Origin of the sequence: Caballeronia sp. PC1 (assembly GCF_021353155.1) — a bacterium.
Taxonomy (GTDB): Bacteria; Pseudomonadota; Gammaproteobacteria; order Burkholderiales; family Burkholderiaceae; genus Caballeronia; species Caballeronia cordobensis.
The window spans coordinates 52,073-71,764 of the sequence record NZ_JAJUBH010000001.1 but is presented as its reverse complement, the minus strand read 5'-3'; the positions used below and the strand labels follow the sequence as shown (position 1 = coordinate 71,764).

General features: G+C 65.5%; 15 protein-coding genes. 9 read left to right on the top strand and 6 right to left on the bottom strand.

Features of this window, described 5'->3' with window-relative positions:
• Nucleotides 1–80 precede the first annotated feature (80 nt).
• On the top strand, nt 81–848 hold the full coding sequence (locus LY284_RS00380; protein ID WP_014192155.1) for a DUF2242 domain-containing protein: 768 nt from the start codon (nt 81–83) through the stop codon (nt 846–848).
• Nucleotides 849–870: 22 nt separating this feature from the next.
• Here LY284_RS00380 and LY284_RS00375 read toward each other — a convergent pair whose 3' ends face one another.
• Both LY284_RS00375 and LY284_RS00370 read right to left on the bottom strand, forming a co-directional pair.
• Nucleotides 871–2,940 (bottom strand): 3-hydroxybutyrate oligomer hydrolase family protein, encoded by a 2,070-nt coding sequence (locus LY284_RS00375; RefSeq protein WP_375294250.1) that lies wholly within the window; start codon nt 2,938–2,940, stop codon nt 871–873.
• A gap of 335 nt (nt 2,941–3,275) precedes the next feature.
• The gene (locus tag LY284_RS00370) at nt 3,276–3,647 is read right to left on the bottom strand and encodes a BON domain-containing protein (protein ID WP_041730599.1); all 372 of its coding nucleotides are present in this window, start codon (nt 3,645–3,647) and stop codon (nt 3,276–3,278) included.
• Nucleotides 3,648–4,239: 592 nt separating this feature from the next.
• On the opposite strand from LY284_RS00370, the gene LY284_RS00365 reads away from it, so the two are divergent.
• The 4 genes from LY284_RS00365 (at nt 4,240) to LY284_RS00350 (ending at nt 8,647) form a co-directional block, all read left to right on the top strand.
• Complete coding sequence (locus LY284_RS00365; protein WP_233383925.1) at nt 4,240–5,733, top strand: TAXI family TRAP transporter solute-binding subunit; 1,494 nt, start codon at nt 4,240–4,242, stop codon at nt 5,731–5,733.
• 144 nt (nt 5,734–5,877) lie between these two features.
• Nucleotides 5,878–6,537 carry a 2-hydroxychromene-2-carboxylate isomerase gene (locus tag LY284_RS00360; protein WP_233383916.1) on the top strand — a complete coding sequence of 220 codons (660 nt, stop codon included), beginning with the start codon at nt 5,878–5,880 and terminating at the stop codon, nt 6,535–6,537.
• 136 nt (nt 6,538–6,673) lie between these two features.
• Nucleotides 6,674–7,657 (top strand): LysR family transcriptional regulator, encoded by a 984-nt coding sequence (locus LY284_RS00355; RefSeq protein WP_233383914.1) that lies wholly within the window; start codon nt 6,674–6,676, stop codon nt 7,655–7,657.
• 69 nt (nt 7,658–7,726) lie between these two features.
• Nucleotides 7,727–8,647, top strand: coding sequence for an AraC family transcriptional regulator (locus LY284_RS00350; RefSeq protein WP_041730601.1), 921 nt, complete (start codon nt 7,727–7,729; stop codon nt 8,645–8,647).
• 19 nt (nt 8,648–8,666) lie between these two features.
• Here LY284_RS00350 and LY284_RS00345 read toward each other — a convergent pair whose 3' ends face one another.
• The 4 genes from LY284_RS00345 to xdhA all read right to left on the bottom strand — a co-directional run bounded on the left by LY284_RS00345 (nt 8,667) and on the right by xdhA (nt 13,727).
• Nucleotides 8,667–9,146 carry a hypothetical protein gene (locus LY284_RS00345; RefSeq protein WP_233383891.1) on the bottom strand — a complete coding sequence of 160 codons (480 nt, stop codon included), beginning with the start codon at nt 9,144–9,146 and terminating at the stop codon, nt 8,667–8,669.
• A 142-nt stretch (nt 9,147–9,288) separates the two neighbouring features.
• Nucleotides 9,289–9,804 carry a xanthine dehydrogenase accessory protein XdhC gene (xdhC, locus tag LY284_RS00340; protein ID WP_233383889.1) on the bottom strand — a complete coding sequence of 172 codons (516 nt, stop codon included), beginning with the start codon at nt 9,802–9,804 and terminating at the stop codon, nt 9,289–9,291.
• Nucleotides 9,801–12,164: a xanthine dehydrogenase molybdopterin binding subunit gene (xdhB, locus tag LY284_RS00335; protein WP_233383881.1), complete on the bottom strand. Its 2,364-nt coding sequence runs from the start codon at nt 12,162–12,164 to the stop codon at nt 9,801–9,803. Before xdhB ends, xdhC begins: the two co-directional genes overlap by 4 nt.
• A 15-nt stretch (nt 12,165–12,179) precedes the next feature.
• A complete protein-coding gene (gene xdhA, locus LY284_RS00330; protein ID WP_233383872.1) occupies nt 12,180–13,727 on the bottom strand; it encodes a xanthine dehydrogenase small subunit in 1,548 nt (515 codons plus the stop codon).
• A 329-nt stretch (nt 13,728–14,056) separates the two neighbouring features.
• On the opposite strand from xdhA, the gene LY284_RS00325 reads away from it, so the two are divergent.
• The 4 genes from LY284_RS00325 to LY284_RS00310 all read left to right on the top strand — a co-directional run bounded on the left by LY284_RS00325 (nt 14,057) and on the right by LY284_RS00310 (nt 19,690).
• On the top strand, nt 14,057–15,271 hold the full coding sequence (locus LY284_RS00325) for an MFS transporter (RefSeq protein WP_233383870.1): 1,215 nt from the start codon (nt 14,057–14,059) through the stop codon (nt 15,269–15,271).
• 725 nt (nt 15,272–15,996) lie between these two features.
• On the top strand, nt 15,997–16,743 hold the full coding sequence (locus LY284_RS00320; protein WP_014192168.1) for a GntR family transcriptional regulator: 747 nt from the start codon (nt 15,997–15,999) through the stop codon (nt 16,741–16,743).
• Between the two features lie 8 nt (nt 16,744–16,751).
• Nucleotides 16,752–18,185: a multidrug transporter subunit MdtD gene (gene mdtD / locus LY284_RS00315; RefSeq protein ID WP_077157466.1), complete on the top strand. Its 1,434-nt coding sequence runs from the start codon at nt 16,752–16,754 to the stop codon at nt 18,183–18,185.
• 233 nt (nt 18,186–18,418) lie between these two features.
• The gene (locus LY284_RS00310; RefSeq protein ID WP_014192170.1) at nt 18,419–19,690 is read left to right on the top strand and encodes an EAL domain-containing protein; all 1,272 of its coding nucleotides are present in this window, start codon (nt 18,419–18,421) and stop codon (nt 19,688–19,690) included.
• Nucleotides 19,691–19,692: the final 2 nt, after the last annotated feature.

The following is a 19,692-nucleotide window of genomic DNA, read 5'->3' as shown; positions in this document are numbered from 1 at the left end:
CTGTGCTTTTTCATCGGCCAGTCCGGCGGGTCTACAATTTGTGTCCGTCGTTGACACAAATTCTGGACCCGCCGCCTCTCATGCCCATGCCGTCCCCGCGTCTCGCCCTCGCCTCTCTCGGACTCGTCGCTCTCGCCGCGTGCGGAGGCCGCGGCGCGGTCACGCCGAGCTATCAGCAGGAACTGTTCACCACGGGCGCGAGCCCGTTCGCGCACAACTTCGACGCCACCGTCAACGAAACCTGCGAGGCCGCGCGCCGCGCACTGCTCTCGCAAGGCTTTCTCACGACGATGGGCCAGCCCGACAGCGTCGACGCCACCAAGAATTTCCAGCCGAACGCCGATACGCACGTCGCCGTCTCGTTCCACGTCGTGTGCACGCCGGGCGAGAACGCGACGAACCAGAGCATCGCCTACGTGAACGCCGTGCAGGACGGCTACGCGCTCAAGAAGAGCGATACCTCGGCGAGCGTCGGCCTCTCGGTGCTCGGTTCGCTTTCGCTGCCGATCCGTTCGAACAGCGATGCGATGGTCAAGATTTCGAGCGAGACCGTGCCCGCGGGCAAGTTCTACGACCGCTTCTTCAACCTGATGAGCCATTACCTCAATACGGTGCCGCGCAGCTCGCCCATCGCGTCCGATGAGGTGAAGAGCAAGCCGCTCGCGCCCTCGCTCATCGTCAGTTCGCCCGAACTCACGCCGACGCCGATCGTCGTGCAGACGCCCGAAGCCGCGACGGCCATCCAGGCATCGGATGCCGCGGCCGAAACGAAGCGCCAGGCGCAAGCGGCCGCATCGGAGGCAGTGGCCGCATCGGCGCCGAACGCGGCGTCCGCACCGGCGCATTGAGCGCCGGTCCGGGACGCCGCGTTCAATTCGGCACGTTCACCGTTCCGCCGCCCACCGTGATCGCGTTCGCGCCCGGATCGCTCGCGATCGGCGGCAGGTTCGACGCCGTGAGCGCGGGCGCCGAGCCGGGCGTGCCGCCACGCGCCACTGCGCGCACTACTTGCGAGGGCGGCAACGCGGCATTGTTCTTCAGGTGATTCCACATCAGGTTGAGCGCCTGAATATCGTAGTAATGCACCGGAATGAAGCGCGTGTCGAAGCCCGCCACGGACAGGAAGGCGTCGAAATGCTGGCCGTTCGCGATCTCGTAGAGCGAAAGCTGGCTCTTGTTGCCCTCCGCCACGCGATTCGCGCCGAGGTACGGGCGCGACGCATGATTGATCGGCACGAGCGCGTCCGCGCGGCCCTGCACGATGATCGCGGGCTTGCCGCGCAGGTTCGCATTCACGCGGATGGCGTTCACGCTGTCGACCATCGTCGCATTGCCGTTCGCCCATAGGCCGCGCAGACACGCCGCGCCGAGATAGCTGGCATCGGGCGTGGCAAAGCGATGATCCGCCGCGCCCGCCGTGCCGGCGTTGTAGACGAGGTTGATGCCGTTCGTCGGCGGAATGCCGTTACCGTTGCCGAAGATCGTCGGCATCGGCGAGACGACTGGCGCCACGCCCGCCGCACCCGTGACCGCGTTGGTCGTGCCGAAGCTGAAGTTGCACAGGTTGTCGAGCACGCTCGCCTTCATGTACGCATCGACGTAAGTGACGGCCACGGCCGGCACCGCCTGCGAGTCCCACATCGGCGCCTGGAGCGCATCCGAATCGGTCTGATAACCCGCCTGATGAAGCTGGTTCAGCGCGTCGGTGGCCTGCGCGACCGTGTTGCCGCCCGAGACGAGCCCGTTCGCGGCGAGCGTCGCGCAGCGCGCCGTGCGGATCGCGTTGGTCGTCGCGACCGGAAGCGTCGTCAGATACGGCGCGCCGGCCGCGGCGGGCGCGAGCGCCGCGCATGGTTGCAGCAGATTGGCGAGCGTCGTGTAGTCCGCGAGCGGCCTCCCGAACGAGCCGACCGGCACGCCGCCCTGCCGCACCGAAACCTGCGGCGGCAGATTCAGATTGATCTGCGGCTCGCCGACGACGACCGCCGTGATCCAGCCGTCGGTGTCCTGCTCCGCGGCCGCCAGCGCCGCGCCGCCGCCGTTGCTCACCGACGACGCGATCGTCGTGATGTCGCCCTTGTTGTAGCGCACCTGATGCGTCGAGCCGCTCACCGGCCCGAACATGTCGTTGAGCGCCCAGTACGCGAACTGAATCGCCTGCAAGGTGTTCTTGCCCCAGCTCGCTTCGGGATTCTGTTGCGAATGCGCGTGCTTGTACGCGTAGCGGTTCGGGAAAGCCGAATTGAACGACGAAAGCGACGACGCGCTCACGTTCGCCTTGAAGATGGCCTTGGTCCCGGCGAGCGTGGTGCTGGCGAGCGTGCCGTCGATCATCGTGACGAGGCTGGTCGCGAGCTCGTGCGCGCCATTGCCGCCGCCCTTGTCGTTGTAGGCGACCGCGCAGCCGCGCTTGAGCCCCCACTCGCCCGCCGCGGAGATCGCGCCGTAGACGCCGCGCGATCCCGACGACGTCGCCGTGACGATGCAAGGCTGATCCGGATTGAAGCTCGCCGGAATCTGCACGAGCAGGCTGACGTTCTGCGTGCCGCTGCCGTCGTCCGCGTAGGCGATGTATTCCTTGCCCGCGATCTTGCCCTCGCCGAGCGTGTCGTTGCCGTTCAGATCGACGTTCGGCCCCCAGAAGCGGCCATAGCCGCCATTCGCCGACATGTCGACGAGCGCGCGATAGTTCGAGTAGATGGCGAGCCGCCGCAGTTCGGCCGCCGTGGGCGCCGCGTTGTTCGCTATCCCCGGCGCGGTCGTCGAAGCCAGGCCCGTCTTGCCGAGACCGGCCGTCAGCAGATCGTCGGAGACGCCGTCGTAAGTCTGTGTGTTCACCGAGCCCGCGACGAAATTCGGCAACGTGTTGGTCGGCGTGCCGCCGCCGTTGTTGTCATCGCTGCCGCCGTGGCAGGCGGCGAGCGCTAACGCGGCGAGCATCGCGAACGCGCTGATCGACGCCGGGCGCGGCACAGTCTGCAACCTCTGGAAACGCGCGCATCTTTTCATTGTCTGCCTCCGCCTTTCGTTCCGTTCGAGTGGTGCAACCTCATGGGTGCAACGAGCCTGCGAGCATGCGGCCGTCGTTAAAAGTATCGCGTCTAATGAATGACGAGTCGCTGCTGAGTTTCCCTGTCCGTCGCGCGCCGCCTTGAGCGCGCGCCACGCTGCAAACGACAACGGGCTCCGGCGGGAATGCCGGAGCCCGTTCCTGGACCCGCGAGAGAAGCGGAGAAAGCGGCATCACGCGATGCCACCCGCCGCCTGCGACCCGGTTATTGCCCGCCGCCTTGCACGCCGAGCGTGATCTTGTTGGACACGGACTTCACGCCCGCCACGCCCTTCGCGATTTCTTCCGCCTGGGCGATCTGGCCGCCTTCCGGCACCGTGCCGGTCAGCGTGATCGCGCCGCTGCGCGCACGCACGTACACCTTCGACACGTCGAAGCCCTGCGCCTTCGACAGCGCGCGGCGCACCGCGTAGCCGAGCTTGCGGTCTTCCTTCTTGACCGTCGATTTCTGGGCCTTGGTCGCCGCCGCCGACTCGGTGCTCGTGGCCGCCGCGTCGCTCGACTGGGCATAGGCGCTCGAAGCCACCGCCACGCACACCACCACGCCCAGCGCCTTCAACAGATCGACTGCTTTCATGATTTCTCCTTTTGTTTCGCTTGTTGACTTCGCACAGATGCAACTCCGCTCGTTTTGCACTTCCAATCCGGGCCGCATTCCCAGCGGCAGGGCTTACGACTGGGTGACTCACCGGGGCCGCGCGCGCCCGTTGCCCGAAGGCGCACGGGCATAGCGGCGGCAAGCCGGCGAATGCGGCTCACGGTGCTGCGAGAGAATGGCGAAACGAAACAAACTGCGGCCGTTTGGTCGGGCGGCAAAACCCGTCGGCTCGAATATGTCCTGCCGCATGGCGCATGCTTGGCGCGCCCTTCGCCGGTTCGCGGCGGGAAGCTCGCATGCCCACATAGCGGGCTGCGGCGCGAGAAAGGCCATGTCGTGCGGCGGCGAACGTCAATTTAGCCCAGCGCGGCCATTAGCGCAAAGCATTTAGCGACGCGGCCCTCCGCGCAGCCGCGCCCGCGCAACAGCGCCCGCCGGCCCGGCGCGGGGCTACACACGTCTGTCACACTCGGCGGCGCGCGCGGCGGCATCGCCGGGCCGGTTTCCGCGGACGGGGACGCATCGCGATCAGGTAAGCTCGTGGGCACAAAGTTTCGCGATCACCGAGAAGATGACCCACCCTTCAGCACACGATCCGGACGACGATCCGGACGTCCAATCGAGACGCAGGCCGCAACCGAAGATCGTCGCGCGCTTCGTCGCGATCTCCTGGCGCGATCTGGCGCTCACCTTCGGCCCGATCCTGCTCGTCTGCGCCGCCGCGCTCTGGCTCGCCGTGCGGCTGATCCAGCCCGCGCCGCCGAGCACGCTGACCATCGCGGCCGGGCCGAAAGGCAGCTCGTTCTGGAACAGCGCGCAGAAATACAAGGCGATCCTCGCGCGCAACCGCGTCACGCTCGACGTGCTGGAAACGCAAGGCTCGCTCGACAACCTGACGCGCCTCGACGACCCGAAATCGAACGTCGATGTCGGATTCGTGCAGGGCGGCCTTACCAAGCCCGGCACGACCAACGATCAGCACGGCAATCTGGAATCGCTCGGCAGCGTGTCCTACGTGCCGCTCGCGGTGTTCTACCGAGGCTCGGCGGTCGTCAGCCGCCTGTCGGAACTGAAGGGCAAGCGGCTTGCGATCGGCGCGGAAGGCAGCGGGACGCGCGTTCTGGCGCTCACGCTTCTGAAGGCGAACGGCATCGAGCCGGGCGGCGATACCGAGCTGCTGCCGCTCGCGGGTGACGAAGCCGCGAAAGCGCTGGAAGCCGGCCAGGTCGACGCCGTCTTCCTGACAGGCGACTCCGCCCAGCCGCCGACGATGGCCAAACTTCTGCGCACGACGGGCATCCGCTTCATGGATTTCTCTCAGGCCGATGCCTACGCGCGCCGCTTTCCGTATCTCACCGAAATCGAGCTGCCGATGGGCGCGTTCGATTTCGCCCGCAATCTGCCGCCGCGCCCGGTCCACATGATCGCGCCGACCGCCGAGCTGGTCGCGCGCGACAGCCTGCATCCGGCGCTCTCCGACCTGCTGATTGAAGCCGCGCGCGAAGTGCACGGCCGCGCCAATCTGTTGCAGCGCGCGAACGAGTTTCCCGCGCCGCTCGTGCACGAATTCCGCATCAGCGACGACGCCGAGCGCTATTACAAATCGGGCAAGAGTTTCATCTACCGCACGCTGCCGTTCTGGGTGGCGAGTCTCGCGGATCGCGTGCTCGTCGTGCTGGTGCCGCTGATCGTGGTGCTGATTCCGGGCTTGCGGCTCGTGCCGGGGCTGTACCGGTGGCGCGTGAAATCGCGCATTTACCGGTGGTATGGCGCGCTCATTGCGATCGAGCGGGAAGCGATCAGCGGCCCGGACACCGCGCAGCGCGACGCCCTGCTCGACCGTATCGACGCGATCGAAACGGCCGTGAATCGCATGAAGATGCCGCTCGCGTTCGCGGATCAGTTTTATGTGTTGCGCGAGCACATCGGCTTCGTGCGCACGCGTCTTGCACACGCACCGGCGTCACAAGGCGCAGAAGACGCCGGGACGCGCGCGCGCAACGTGGCGCAAACGGACGCACCCGCTGTCGTTTCGCGGGCAGACACGGAACAAGGCAGCACGTAATATCTAAAGGAGCACACGGAAGAAGAGATGCGATGCCCGCGCGCGCCGCATCCGGCATGCAGGACACGACCGGAAAACGAACAATAGTTGAGGCTTCAGCCGCCGCCCGCGCCTGAAAGCCACGGAAACTCAGGGAGAAGTGACATGAGTGCCCCGCATTCGATCAGTGGTGGTCAGCCGTACTTTTTCTTCGACTTCATTTCGCCGTTTTCGTACTTGCTGCTGGAGCAGCACGAGAAATGGCCGGACATGCCATTTGAACTCGTGCCCGTCCAGTTGATGAAGCTGCTCGACCGATGGGGCCAGCCGCACGCCGCGACCATTCCGTCCAAGCGCGTCTTCACCTACCGGCACGCGCTCTTTCGCGCGGAGCAACTGGGCATTCCCTTCAGGATGCCGCCGGCGCATCCGTTCGATCCGAGCAAGGCGCTGCGGCTCGCCGTGCTGGCGGACGGCGAAATCGCCCGCGTGCGCGAGATCTTCCGCTACATCTGGCGCGAAGGGCGCGACCCGGCGACGCCCGAAGGTTTTCGCACACTATGCCAGCACGTCGGCATGCCGGAAGCGGAAACGCGCATCGAGGACGAGGACGTCAAGGCGAAGCTGCGCGCCAATAACGACCGCGCCGTGGCGATGGGCGTGTTCGGCGTGCCGACTTTCCTCGTCAACGATCAGATTTTCTGGGGCGAGGACACGCTGCCGATGGTGCTCTACGTCGCGCGCTCGCCGAACTGGCTGGAGGGCGCGGAAGTGAAGCGCATCAGCGCGCTGCCGACCGCGCCGCGCGACGCCGATTTCGCCTGACTGCCGCGGTCGAGGGCGGCGCGCCTATGCCGTGCATAGCGCGCTCGCTATGGCGTCAAAAAAAGATAAGCGTTTAACTTCGGGTGAGGGGTCGCGAGTTCGCGCCCGCGCATCCTGATCAACCGCTTCGCAGGCCATGAACGACCCCGCCGACTCACTCGACATCTGGCTGATCCGCGTCTTGCGCACGCTTTTGCTGGAGCGCAGCGTGACGCAGACCGCGCAGCGTCTGAACCAGACACAGCCGGCGATCAGCACGGCGTTGCGCCGCTTGCGCGAGATCCTGAACGATCCGATTCTCGTGCGCGGCAAGCAGGGCATGGTGCCGACCGAGTACGGCGAATCGCTGCTCGCGCCCGCGCAGCGCGCCTTGCGAGAGGTCGAATTCGTCGCGACGCCGCATGGCGATTTCGATCCGGCCAGCTCGCGCCGCACGTTCCGCGTCGCCGCGCCCGATTACCTCAACGATTTCTTCATGCCGACGCTCGTCGCCGCCTTTCGCGACGCCGCGCCGCACGCGCGTCTCGAGATCGAGTCGCTCAATCCGATGCGCGATCACGAGCGCATGCTCGACGAAGGTGAAATCGACCTGATGGTCGCCAACTGGACGAAGCCCGAGCCGCGTTTTGCGCGCGAAGATTTGTTCACCGATGTTTTCGTCTGCCTGATGCGCGCGAATCATCCGCTCGCACGCGAGCCGCTGACGGCCGAACGCTACGCGCTCGCCGCGCATCTCGCGCCGACGCCGTACAGCGGCGGCAGGCGTCATCCGATCGATATCGGGCTTGCGCGCGCGGGCATCGAGCGGCGCATCGTGACGACGATTCCGTACTTCGGCCTCGTGCCGCAAGTGCTGCTGCAGTCCGATCTCATCTTCACCGCGCCGCGCCGCTTCGCCCAGCACTACGCGGCGCTGCTGCCGCTCGCGGTGCTCGACTCGCCGGTGCCATTTCCGCGCATCAAGTGCTATCAATTGACGTTGCCGCAGCCGGATCAGCCGACCGACGTGGCCTGGCTGCGCACGCTGATGTCGAGCGTGTCGGATACGCTCACGCGCAAGAAGACCGTGGCCGCCCCTTCCGGCGATATCGCGACGGAACTGGGCGAAGTCGCCAAGTAGCGCGTGCACGCGGCGCAGGGGCGGGACTTTCGGTACTATCCGGAACGACCTCCTCGGCTGCCCGCTCCCATGGACGCTCTCGACAAACTGATCCAGCTTGCGAACCTTTCCGGTGCGCTCGATTTGCGCTGCCTGCTGAGCGGCCCGCTCGAACTGGATCACGCGCCCGCGCCTGCCGGCGAAGCGGTGTACCACGTCGTGCTGGATGGCGAATGCACGGTGTTGCGCCGTGGGCAGACGCCGCTCGAACTGAAGGCCGGCGATATCTTCTTCCTGCCGCGCGGCGATGCGCACGTGCTGAGCATCCGGGCGTGCGCATCCGGCCCGGCCGCAGGCGCGATGCAGGCGCGCGATAACGGCGCGGTCACGGTGCGAAGCAATTGCGGCGAAGTCGCGCCGGGCGTCGATCTGTTGTGCGGGCGCTTTCTCTACGCGCCGCGCGCGCTCTTGATCGACGTGTTGCCGGACGTCGTGTACGTGTCGTTCTCGAATGCCTCCGCGCCGTATCTCGCGCCGCTCGTGCAGACAATGCGCCGCGAGGCGGAGGATTCGCAGTTGGGCGCGCCGTCGATCGTGACGGCCTTGTCCACCGCGCTCTTCACGATGGTGCTACGCGCGTGGCTCGCCGGCCAGCCGTCGCTTGCGGGCGTGCTCGGTTTGCTGGCGAACCGGCGGCTCGGCGCATCGATCATCGCGATGCTGGAGCGGCCCGCCGAGCCGTGGACCCTCGAAATGCTGGCGAAAGAAGCGGCGATGTCGCGCGCCACGTTCATGCGCGCGTTCTCCGCGCATTCGGACAGCTCGCCGCTCGCGTTGCTGAGCCACGTGCGCATGCAGCTCGCGAGCACGATGCTCACGCACACGAAGAAAAGCATCGCCGATGTCGCGGCGGAAGTCGGGTATCAGTCCGAGGCGGCGTTCAGCAAGCGGTTCAAGGAACTGTATGGCATCGCGCCGGGGAAGTTCCGGACGGAGAACGGCTTGATGTGAAGCTCGACGTGTCGCGCGCTTACAGGGCGTTCTCCTTCGCCCACGCAGCGAGCGGCGTGCGCTCGATCGGCGTGTCGGGCGGCGAGAAGCTGCGCGTGACGGTCTTGCCCGTCGCTTCATTGACGGTTGCGCGGTACATCACGCTGCCCTCTCCCGTCGATGCGCTGATCGCAAAGGCGGCGAGATCGCTGCTGCACGCGTGCTGCTTGCAGCCCGACGCGAAGTAAAAGCCGTCCTTCAGCTGAACGCCCGCGATATCCGACGCCCCGAACCGCTCGACGATCCGCTTCCACTCATTGGGACGAAGCTCGTTGAACGCCTTGCGGAACCGCTGGTCGCCGACGACTTCCGAGGGCAGCTTGCCGACCATCCACTTGACGTCCTGCACGGTCGTCGGCGCGGCCCTGCCAGCCGGCGCATAAAGAACCGATGCCGCCGCGCTCAGCAGGATCGCGGTCGAAACGATTGCGCTGACGCGCTTGCCAAATCCAGTACTCACTGCTCACCCCATCGTGTTCTCGATTGCGCCGGACGCATCCACGGGAGATCGCCCGGCCCAACGATGATAGGGTTCGCATCCACGGCCCGCGGCCGCTGTGACCAAATTTGGCGAAGCGGAGCGTGCGACCGTGCGAGCGTGCTCAACGCACGGCGGAAAGCGCGCGCAAACGCTGCCCCGACGGCACGCCCAGCCGGGCCGCCATCTCTCTCACGCGCAGCAACTGCGCCGCGACCGCCAGTGCGATCGATCCCGGCGCTTTATCGACGATGCCTTCGACGCCGATCGGACACGTGATCTCCGGCAAACGGTCGGCGGCCACGCCCCGCTCCATCAGCCGCCGCTCGAACTTCACGCGCTTGGTCGCGGAGCCGATCAGCCCGAAGTACGCGAAATCGTCACGCCGCATGATGCGTTGCGTCAGCGAGAAATCGAGCGAATGATCGTGCGTCATCACGATGAAATACGCGCCGGCGGGCGCTTCGTCGACGATCGCATCGGGCAGATCGGTGGCTTCGATCTGCACGTTCGCCGGGACTTCATCGGGGAAGAGTTCGTCACGCGCATCGACCCACTGCACGACGCACGGCAGCGTGCCCAGCACCTTGACGAGCGCATGGCCGACATGGCCCGCGCCGAACAGGACGACGTGCATCATGACCGTGCGCTCCGCACCGCGTTCACGGCCCTCAGGATTTCCTCCGCGGTGGCGGGCGCGTTCAGCGGCGGGTTGATCTTGTGATCGCCGACCGCGGAAACCGCGTCGCGGATCGCGAAGAACACCGAGAACGGCAACAGGAGCGGCGGCTCGCCGACCGCCTTCGAGCGATGGATGCTGTCCTCCACGTTGCGATTCTTGAAGAGATTTACGCGGAAATCGGCGGGCATGTCGTTGGTCGTCGGAATCTTGTAGGTGGACGGCGCATGCGTCATCAGCTTGCCCTTCTCGTTCCACCACAGTTCTTCGGTCGTGAGCCAGCCCATGCCCTGCACGAACGCGCCTTCGACCTGGCCTTTGTCGAGCGCCGGGTTCAGCGATGCGCCCACGTCGTGCAGTGCGTCCGCGCGCAGCACGCGCATTTCGCCGGTGAGCGTGTCGATGACGACTTCGGACACCGCCGCGCCGTACGAGTAGTAGTAGAACGGGCGGCCCTGCATCGTCGCCTGGTCCCAGTAGAGCTTGGGCGTCGCGTAGAAACCGTCGGACCACAACTGCACGCGCGCGAGATACGCCTTCTGCACCACTTCGCCGAACGGAATCGCATCGCCACCCACGATCACGTGATCGTTCGCGAAACGCACCTCGGACGCCGCGACCGTGCCGCCGCCGAACTTCTCCGCCGCGAACTTCGCGAGGCGTTCGCGCAACTGGCGCGCGGCGTCCTGCGCGGCCTTGCCGTTCAGATCCGTGCCGGTCGAGGCCGCCGTCGCGGATGTGTTCGCGACCTTGCTGGTATCGGTCGCCGTGACGCGCACGCGTTCGAACTTCACGCCGAGCTCGTGCGCGACGACCTGCGCGACCTTCGTGTTCAGGCCCTGGCCCATTTCGGTGCCGCCGTGGTTCACGAGCATCGACCCGTCGGTATAGATGTGAACCAGCGCGCCCGCCTGATTGAAGTGCGTGACGTTGAACGCGATGCCGAACTTCACCGGCGTCAGCGCGAGCCCTTTCTTCAGGATCTCGTTGTTCGCGTTGAATTCGTCGATGGCGGCGCGGCGGCGGCGATAGTCGCTCGTCGTTTCGAGCTCGCCGAGCAACGCGTGCAGCACGTTGTCTTCGACCGTCTGACCATACGGCGTCTGGTTGTTCTCGCCCTTGCCGTAGAGATTCGCGAAGCGCACGTCGAGGGAGTCGCGGCCGACCGAACGCGCGACGTTATCCATGATGTATTCGATCGCGAACGCGCCCTGCGGCCCGCCGAAGCCGCGAAACGCGGTGTTCGACTGCGTGTTGGTCTTGCCGCAATAGCCTTCGATCTTCACGTCCGAAAGCCAGTACGCGTTGTCGAAGTGGCAGACGGCGCGCGTCATCACCGGGCCCGACAAATCGGCAGAAAAGCCGCAGCGCGATGTCATGTCCACCGCCACGCCATCGATCCTGCCGTCGTCGTCGTAGCCGACTTCGAAGTCGTACACGAAGTCGTGGCGCTTGCCGGTGATCATCATGTCGTCGTCGCGGTCCGGACGCAGCTTCACGGGGCACAAGAGCTTCCACGCGGCGAGCGATGCGCAACACGCGAAAATGCCCGATTGCGATTCCTTGCCGCCGAAGCCGCCGCCCATGCGCCGGCATTCGACGAGCACGTTATGCGAATGCACGTTGAGCACGTGCGCGACGAGATGCTGCATCTCAGTCGGGTGCTGCGTCGAGCAGTAGACGTGCATGCCGTCGTCGTCCTTCGGCACGGCGTAGGCGATCTGGCCTTCGAGATAGAACTGCTCCTGACCGCCGAGCTTCATCGCGCCGCGTTCGTGATGCGCGGCCTTCGCCATGCGGCCTTGTGCATCGCCGCGCGAGAGCTTCAGCGGATTGAGCACATACGATTCGGCTTTGCGCGCGTCTTCCGGTGTGAGGATCGGCACGAGGTCTTCGAATTCGATGGTCGCGCGGCGTGCGGCGAGCCGCGCCGTATCGTGCGAGGTCGCGACGACGATGAACATCGGCTGGCCGATGTACTGCACGATGCCCTGAGCCAGCACCGGATCGTCGTGGATGATCGGGCCGCAATCGTTCACGCCGGGAATGTCGTCGGCGGTGAAGACGGCGACCACGCCCGGCGTCGCGCGCACGGCGTCGAAGTTCATCGACAGAATCTTCGCGTGCGCTTTCGGGCTCGTGCCGAGCGCGGCGTGCAGCGTGCCCGCGACGAGCGGAATGTCATCGGTATAGCTGGCGCGTCCGCTCACGTGCAGATGCGCCGATTCGTGCGGACGCGAGACATGCACCTGCTTGAAATCGTCGATGTCGTTCGCGAGCGTCTGGGCTTCGGCGAGAAAGGCTTCTGCTTGCTGATTCATGTTCGTATCCTCTTCTTACTTCGCTTCGACCAGTTCGATTGCACGCACATCGAGTTGCGACTTCGAAAGCGGATTCTGCGAACGCGTTTCCAGCCAGAAGCGATACAGCAGGCTTTTCGCGGTGTCGAGCCGGTAGTCGCTGCTCGCGCGCATGTCGGTGAGCGGCTGATAGTCCTGGCTCAACGCGAGCATCGCGGCTTGCGCGGTGGCTTCGTGCCAGTGCGCGTCGGTCAATACGGCTTCCGCATGCGCCGCGCGCTTCGGCGTCGCGGCCATGCCGCCGTAGCAAAGACGCGGCTCGCGGATCGTGTCGCCCTCCGCGATGTACGCGAACGCGGCGTACACGGCGGAAATGTCGGAGTCGAAGCGCTTGCTCAGCTTGTACGCGCGGAACTGGAGCTTCGCGCGTTTGCCGGTGCGTGTCGGCACTTTCAGCATCGCGACGAACTCGTTCTCCGTCATGTCCTTCTTCTGGTACGCGATGTACAAGTCTTCGAGCGGCATCTCGCGCGTGCCGTTCACGCTTTGCAACACCACACGCGCATTCAGCGCGATGAGACCAGGCATCGAATCGCCGATCGGCGAGCCGTTCGCGACGTTGCCGCCGAGCGTGCCCGCATTGCGAATCGGCAGCGACGCGAAGCGCAGACGCGTTTCTTCGAGCTCCGGATACGTCTTCACGAGCTCGGCATACGCGCGCTCGAGCGTCACGCCCGCGCCGATCTCGATCCAGTCGTCCGTCGTCGCGACATGCCTAAGCGCCTCGATTTGCCCGACATAGGCGATGTCGCCGAGATCGCGCAACTGCTTCGTCACCCATAAGCCGATGTCCGTGCTGCCCGCGAGAATGCGCACGTTCGGATTCTTGTCTTTCAGCGCGGCGAGCGCTTCGACCGTGCGCGGCGCGTCGAACTGCCGGCCGGCGTGCTCGTAGTGGAACGTATCGTCGCGCTGCAGGTTGTCGAGCGTGCGGGCGAGCGCCGGCACGTTGACGGGCGCGAGCGGCGCGTGATCGAACATCTGCTCGGCGGCGTCGATGATCGGCCGATAACCCGTGCAGCGGCACAGATTGCCCGTCAGCGCGTCGCTGATTTCCTGGCGCGAGGGCTTGGTCTTTGCGCAGGCGTGTTCGCAGCCGGTCGTCGCATGGCCGTGCTTTTCGTAGAGCGCGAACATCGACATGGCGAAACCGGGCGTGCAGAACCCGCACTGCGAACCGTGGCAATCGACGAGCGCCTGCTGCACCGGATGCAGCGTCCCGTCCGGCTGGCGCAGGTCTTCGACCGTGAAGAGCGCGCGGCCGTCGAGCGTCGGCAGGAATTGCACGCACGCGTTGACGGCCTTGAACGCGACGCCGCCCTGCCCGTCCGGCTCGCCGACGACGACCGTGCACGCGCCGCAGTCGCCTTCGGCGCAGCCTTCCTTGGTGCCGGTGCAGCGCGCGTCCTCGCGCAGATATTGCAGCACGGTGCGTGTCGTCGATGCGCCGCTCACTTCCTGGATCGCGTTGCGGTGATAGAAGCGGATCGGCTGATTGGTCGACTCGATGATCGGCTCGCTCATGGGATGTCTCGGGGCTGTTCGATGCTTTTTTGCTGGTTGCGCGGGATACGCAGCCGGTGGCATTCGCGACTATTCGGAAATGTTCCTGTCGCTTCGATGGTTCGAAAGCTATCACCACCAAAATCCACATCCCATAGGCGGCATTGCATGAACGACATATTCTTCGTCCGATATGTGCGCCGGGCCTTACTGGGCAAGGCTTCCCGCGATGTACTCCGGCCGTCCGGACCGGCAATTTGTCCCACCTGGTTACAAAACGGGCGCGGCGTTGCGTCGCAACATATGTGACAATCATGCCTTCGCGCCGAATTCAACCCCGCAATTTCCCTATGTCCACCGAGTCTCGCACCCAGACGCAGAGCGACTTCGCCGTCACGCTGCGCATTCTGCCCGTCGTCCTGTACACATTCCTCTGTTACCTGACGATCGGCATTCCGCTGGCGGTGCTGCCGGGTTTCGTGCACACGGACCTGGGCTACGGCTCGGTGATGGCGGGCGCGGCGATCAGCGTCCAGTACTTCGCGACCCTCATGTCGCGGCCGCTCGCCGGCCGCACCGCCGACACGCTCGGCCCCAAGAAGACCGTGCTGTACGGTCTCGCGGCGTGCGCGGCGAGCGGCGTGCTCTTGCTCGCTTCGGCGCTCGCCGCGCAATGGCATGCGGTGAGTCTCGCGCTGCTGGTGATCGCGCGGCTCGTGCTCGGTTTCGGCGAGAGCTGGGTCGGCACGGGATCGATTACGTGGGGCATCGGGCGCGTCGGCGTCACGAACAATGCGAAGGTGATTTCGTGGAACGGCATCGCAACCTACGGCGCGCTTGCCATCGGCGCGCCGCTCGGTGTCGCGATCGATCATGCGCTCGGTTTCGCATCGCTCGGGCTGATCGTAATTGCGCTCGGCGGTTTCGGTTACTGGCTTGCGACGCGCATGGCGAGCGTGCCTGTCGTTCATGGCGAGCGGATGTCGTATCGCAGCGTGTTCTTCCGCGTGCTGCCGCATGGTTTGGGGCTCGCGCTCGGGTCGGCGGGTTTCGGCTCGATCGCGACGTTCATCACGCTGTACTACGCGGCGCATAACTGGCCGAATGCGGCTTTGTCGCTGACGGTGTTCGGCACGATGTTCATCGGCGCGCGGTTGTTGTTCGCGAACACGATCAAGGCGTATGGCGGTTTTCGCGTGGCGATCGTGTCGTTTGCGTTCGAATGCGCGGGTTTGTTGATGCTGTGGCTTGCCGCGGAGCCGACTTTTGCGCTCGCGGGCGCGGCGTTGACCGGGTTTGGGTTTGCGCTCGTGTTTCCGGCGCTTGGCGTGGAAGCGGTCGGGCTCGTGCCGCCCGCCAGCCGTGGGGCGGCTTTGTCGGCTTATTCGGTGTTTCTGGATCTGTCGCTCGGGCTGACCGGGCCGCTCGCCGGGTATGTTGCCGGTGAGTTGGGGTATGGGTCGGTGTTTTTGTTCGCCGCGCTGGCGGCGGCTGCGGCGGTGGGGTTGTCGGTTGCGCTTTATATGCGCGCGGGGCGTGGGGTGGGTGGGGCTGCTACGGCTTGATTTTTTGTCTGTTGCCGGATCCCGGTTTCGTGTTGGTTTATTAGCACTGCCCCTCCCCGGGGCGGGGGTAACTTTCTTTGCTGCTGCAAAGAAAGTCACCAAAGAAAGCAGCTTTGTCACCGCCCGCGGTCACACGCAGTTTGACCATGCTTGCCAGCCCACGGCGGCACTCGCCTATAGAGTGCCCTCGCAGGACCAATCGGGCTTGGATCGCGCACGGTCCGTCACATCGCAGCACTTAACGAACCGGTACAGCCACATCAAGCTCCAGCCCGCTTCGCGGCCGACGGGAAGAGCGGGTTCGCGTGCGCCTTCGTGTTCCCTTGGCTTCCCTCGCATACCCCACGGCAGCGCGTAGCGCTGTGCCGAAGCTATTATGTGCTGAACCAGTGTCCTCTGCGTACTAGCTCGTCAGACCGTGCGCGATCCAAGCCCGATTGGGCCTACGAGGGCACTCTATAGGCGAGTGCCGCCGTGGGCTGGCAAGCATGGCCAAACTGCGTGTGACCGCGGGCTTGAACGAGCTGCTTTCTTTGCCTACTTTCTTTGCAGCAGCAAAGAAAGTAGGTGCCGCCCCGCACAGGGGCAGCGCTGATAGACCGACGCGAAACCGGGATCCAACGCAAGCGCCAATCCAGGCAGCGCGAAAAAACAAAACGCCACCCGCCAAAACGAACCTCCCCGCATGTCTTAAAATCCCCGCTTGGCCCACCAGCGTCCGCTTTATGAACCCGACCTCGGAAGACCGCTGGCGCGACTTGCGCCCGGACCCGGACAGCGACACACCGCTCTATCTTCAACTCGCCCGCAAGCTCGCCACCGCGATCCACGACAATCGCTGGAACGCCGGGGAAGCGCTGCCGTCGGAGCGCGTGCTGTCGGAAGCGCTCGGCGTGTCGCGGATCACGTCGAGAAAGGCCATCGCGCTGCTCGTCGAGCAAGGGCTGATTCGCCGCGAGCAAGGCGCGGGCAGCTTCATCACGCCGCGCTACGAAGATCCGCTGTCGCGCCTGTCGAGCTTCTCCGAAATGCTCAGGCGACGCGGCTTCAAGCCCAGTTCGAAGTGGCTCTCGCGCACCATCGAGCCCGCCAATCGCGATGAAGTCATCCAGCTCGGCCTCTCGCCCGCCGCCACCGTCACGCGACTCAAACGCCTGCGCCTCGCCGACGACATCGTCATGGCCGTCGAAAACTCGACCTTTCCGGCCTCGTGCATCCCCGATCCGCAAGCCATCGGCGATTCGCTGTACAGCTATCTCGAGGGGCGCGGGCTTTCCATCGTGCGCGCGCTCCAGCATTTCCGCGCGGTGAACGCCAGTCCGGAGATCGCCGGGCAAATGGGCATCGCGCCGCACGACGCGCTCTTGCTTATCACGCGCGTGGGCTACACGGCGGATCAGCGCGCGATCGAACTCACCGACACCTACTGCCGCAACGACTACTACGACTTCGTCGCCGAACTACGCAAATAAGCGCCCACATGACCGAAACGACCGCCGCCGCACCGTCCGATCGCGCATTGAGCATCATGCTGTGGCTCGTCGCCACGGGCTTCTTCATGCAGACGCTCGACTCGACGATCGTCAACACCGCGCTCCCCGCCATGGCCCGCAGCCTGGGCGTCGCGCCGCTGCGCATGCAGGGCGTCGTGATCGCCTACTCGCTCACGATGGCCATGATGATTCCCGTCTCCGGCTGGCTCGCCGACAAGCTCGGCACGCGGCGCGTGTTCTTCAGCGCGATTCTGGTGTTCACGATCGGCTCGCTGTTGTGCGCGAACGCGCAGTCGCTGACGGCGCTTGTCGCGTATCGCGTCGTGCAGGGCGTAGGCGGCGCGATGCTGCTGCCGGTCGGACGCCTCGCCGTGCTGCGCGTGTTTCCGGCGGAGCGCTATCTTTCGGCGTTGGCGTTCGTCGCGATTCCGGGGCTGATCGGTCCGCTCATCGGTCCGACGCTGGGCGGCTGGCTCGTGCAGATCGCATCGTGGCATTGGATCTTTCTCATCAACGTGCCGGTGGGCGTAATCGGCTGCATCGCGACGAATCTGTACATGCCCGACAGCCGCAACCCGGCGACCGCGCGCTTCGATCTCGCGGGCTATCTGCTGCTCGCCGTCGGCATGGTCGCGTTGACGATTTCGCTCGACGGCCTCGCCGATCTCGGCCTCGCGCACGCGATCGTCATCGTGTTGCTCGTGCTGTCGTTCGGCTGCTTCGTCGCGTACGGCCTGCACGCGACGCGCGCCGCCCAGCCGATCTTCTCGCTCGATCTCTTCAAGATCCACACGTTCAGTGTCGGACTGCTCGGCAATCTGTTCGCGCGCATCGGCAGCGGCGCGATGCCCTATCTCATTCCGCTGCTGCTGCAAGTGAGCCTCGGCTACACGGCGTTTCAGGCCGGCATGATGATGCTGCCCGTCGCGGCCGCGGGCATGGCGTCCAAGCGGCTCGTCACGCGGCTGATCGAAAAGCATGGTTATCGGCGCGTGCTGGTGGTGAACACCGTGCTCGTCGGACTGATGATGGCGAGTTTCTCGCTCGCGAGCGCGCATCAACCGTTGTGGCTGAGGCTCGTGCAACTGGCGATCTTCGGCGCCGTCAATTCGATGCAGTTCACCGCGATGAACACGCTCACGCTGAAGGATCTCGGCACCGGCGGCGCGAGCAGCGGCAACAGCCTGTTCTCGCTCGTGCAGATGCTGTCGATGAGTCTCGGCGTGACCGTCGCCGGCGCGATTCTCTCGACCTTCACCGGGCTCCTGCCGCACGTGACGCCGCAGAACTCGCTGCCCGCGTTTCACGCGACGTTCCTGTGCGTCGGCGTCATCACGGCGGCGACGGCGTGGATCTTCGGCCAGCTCGCCCCGGAAGTGCGTGCGGCGCACCGAAAGCCCGATCCGTCGGAAGCGAACTGAAGCTCGCGCGAGTGACGGCGCACCGCGCCGGTGCCTGCCCGCACGCTTGCGCGGCGTGCGTTCCCAAGCCTGCGGCACGACGCGTTCAATCCGCACACGAATAGGCGCGCCGGATGCGCGGAAACCCCGCGCGCGCCGCTTGAATATTGAATTTGCACGCTTTTTGCTCTGACGCTCGGGTGCCGATCCGGTAAACTATCTCGATAAAGTCACTCGCTCCAAGCATCGACACCATGAGCATGGTTGATCTCGACCCGCCCCGCTTTCAGCCGCCCCGCCCCATCGCCGGCGACGATGGCTCGCGTCGCACCGTGCTGTACGGCGAGTACACGGTTTTCAGCGTGTTCCAGCCGGTTTTCTCGGTGTCGCATCGCCGCGCGATCGGCTATCACGCGTCGTTGCGCGCCCGCGACGACACGCATCGCCACGTTCCGTCGCACGAAGTGTTCACGCAGGCCGCGCGGCGCGGCGATCTGCTCGAACTCGGTCGGCTCGCTGAATCGCTGCATCTTGGCAACTTCAATGCGTTCGACAGTCACGACGAATGGCTCTTCCTGAGCCTGCACCCCGCCGCGCTGATGGACACGAGCTACGGCGATGCGCTGCTCGCGTCGCTGAAGGATATCGGTCTTCCGCCGCAGCGCGTCGTGCTCGAAGTGCCCGAGCAGGCCGGCGGCGAGACGACGCGCTTTGCCGCGATCGTCGATTCGCTGCGCAAGTCGGGCTTTCTGATCGCGCTGGACGGCTTCGGCGTGAAGCATTCGAATATCGATCGCGTGTGGCATCTGCGGCCCGATATCGTGACGCTCGACCGTTGCATCCTGCAGCAGGCGACGGAGCATTCGCATATTGAACGCGTGCTGCCGCGTCTCGTGTCGCTGCTGCATGAATCGGGGCAACTCGTTCTGATGGGGGGCCTCGCGACCGAGCGCGACGCGCTGATCGCGCTCGAATGCAACGTCGATTTCGTGCAGGGCGCGTATTTCGCGCAGCCGAGCGTGGAGGCGGTGCACAGCGAAGTCGCGACCGGCGTGATGGACGCGCTGTCGGCGGCGTCGCGCGAACGCGTCGCGGCGCGCGAGCGGGCGCAAGGCGCGCGGCTGGAGCCGTACGTGAGCGGTCTCGAGCGCGCGGCGGTCAAGCTGATGGAAGGCGAAACGCTCGTCGCCGCGACGAGCGAACTGCTGCAACTCGCCGAAACCGCGCGCTGCTTTCTGCTCGATCAGTCCGGGCGGCAGATCGGCGACAATGTCGTGCCGGTGGTGCGCACCTCGCAACGGGCCAAGCGCTTCAGTCCGCTATTGCATTCGGAAGGCGCAAGCTGGGAACGCCGACCGTATTTCATCGAGGCGTTGCGCGCGCCGGGCCGCGTGCATCTGACGGCGCCGTATCTCTCGATCAACGAGGCACACCTATGCGTGACGGCGTCGATCGCCGCGCAAACGCCGTATGGCCTGCAAGTGCTGTGCGTCGACATCAACTGGGAAGCGGCGAAGCGCCGATAAGT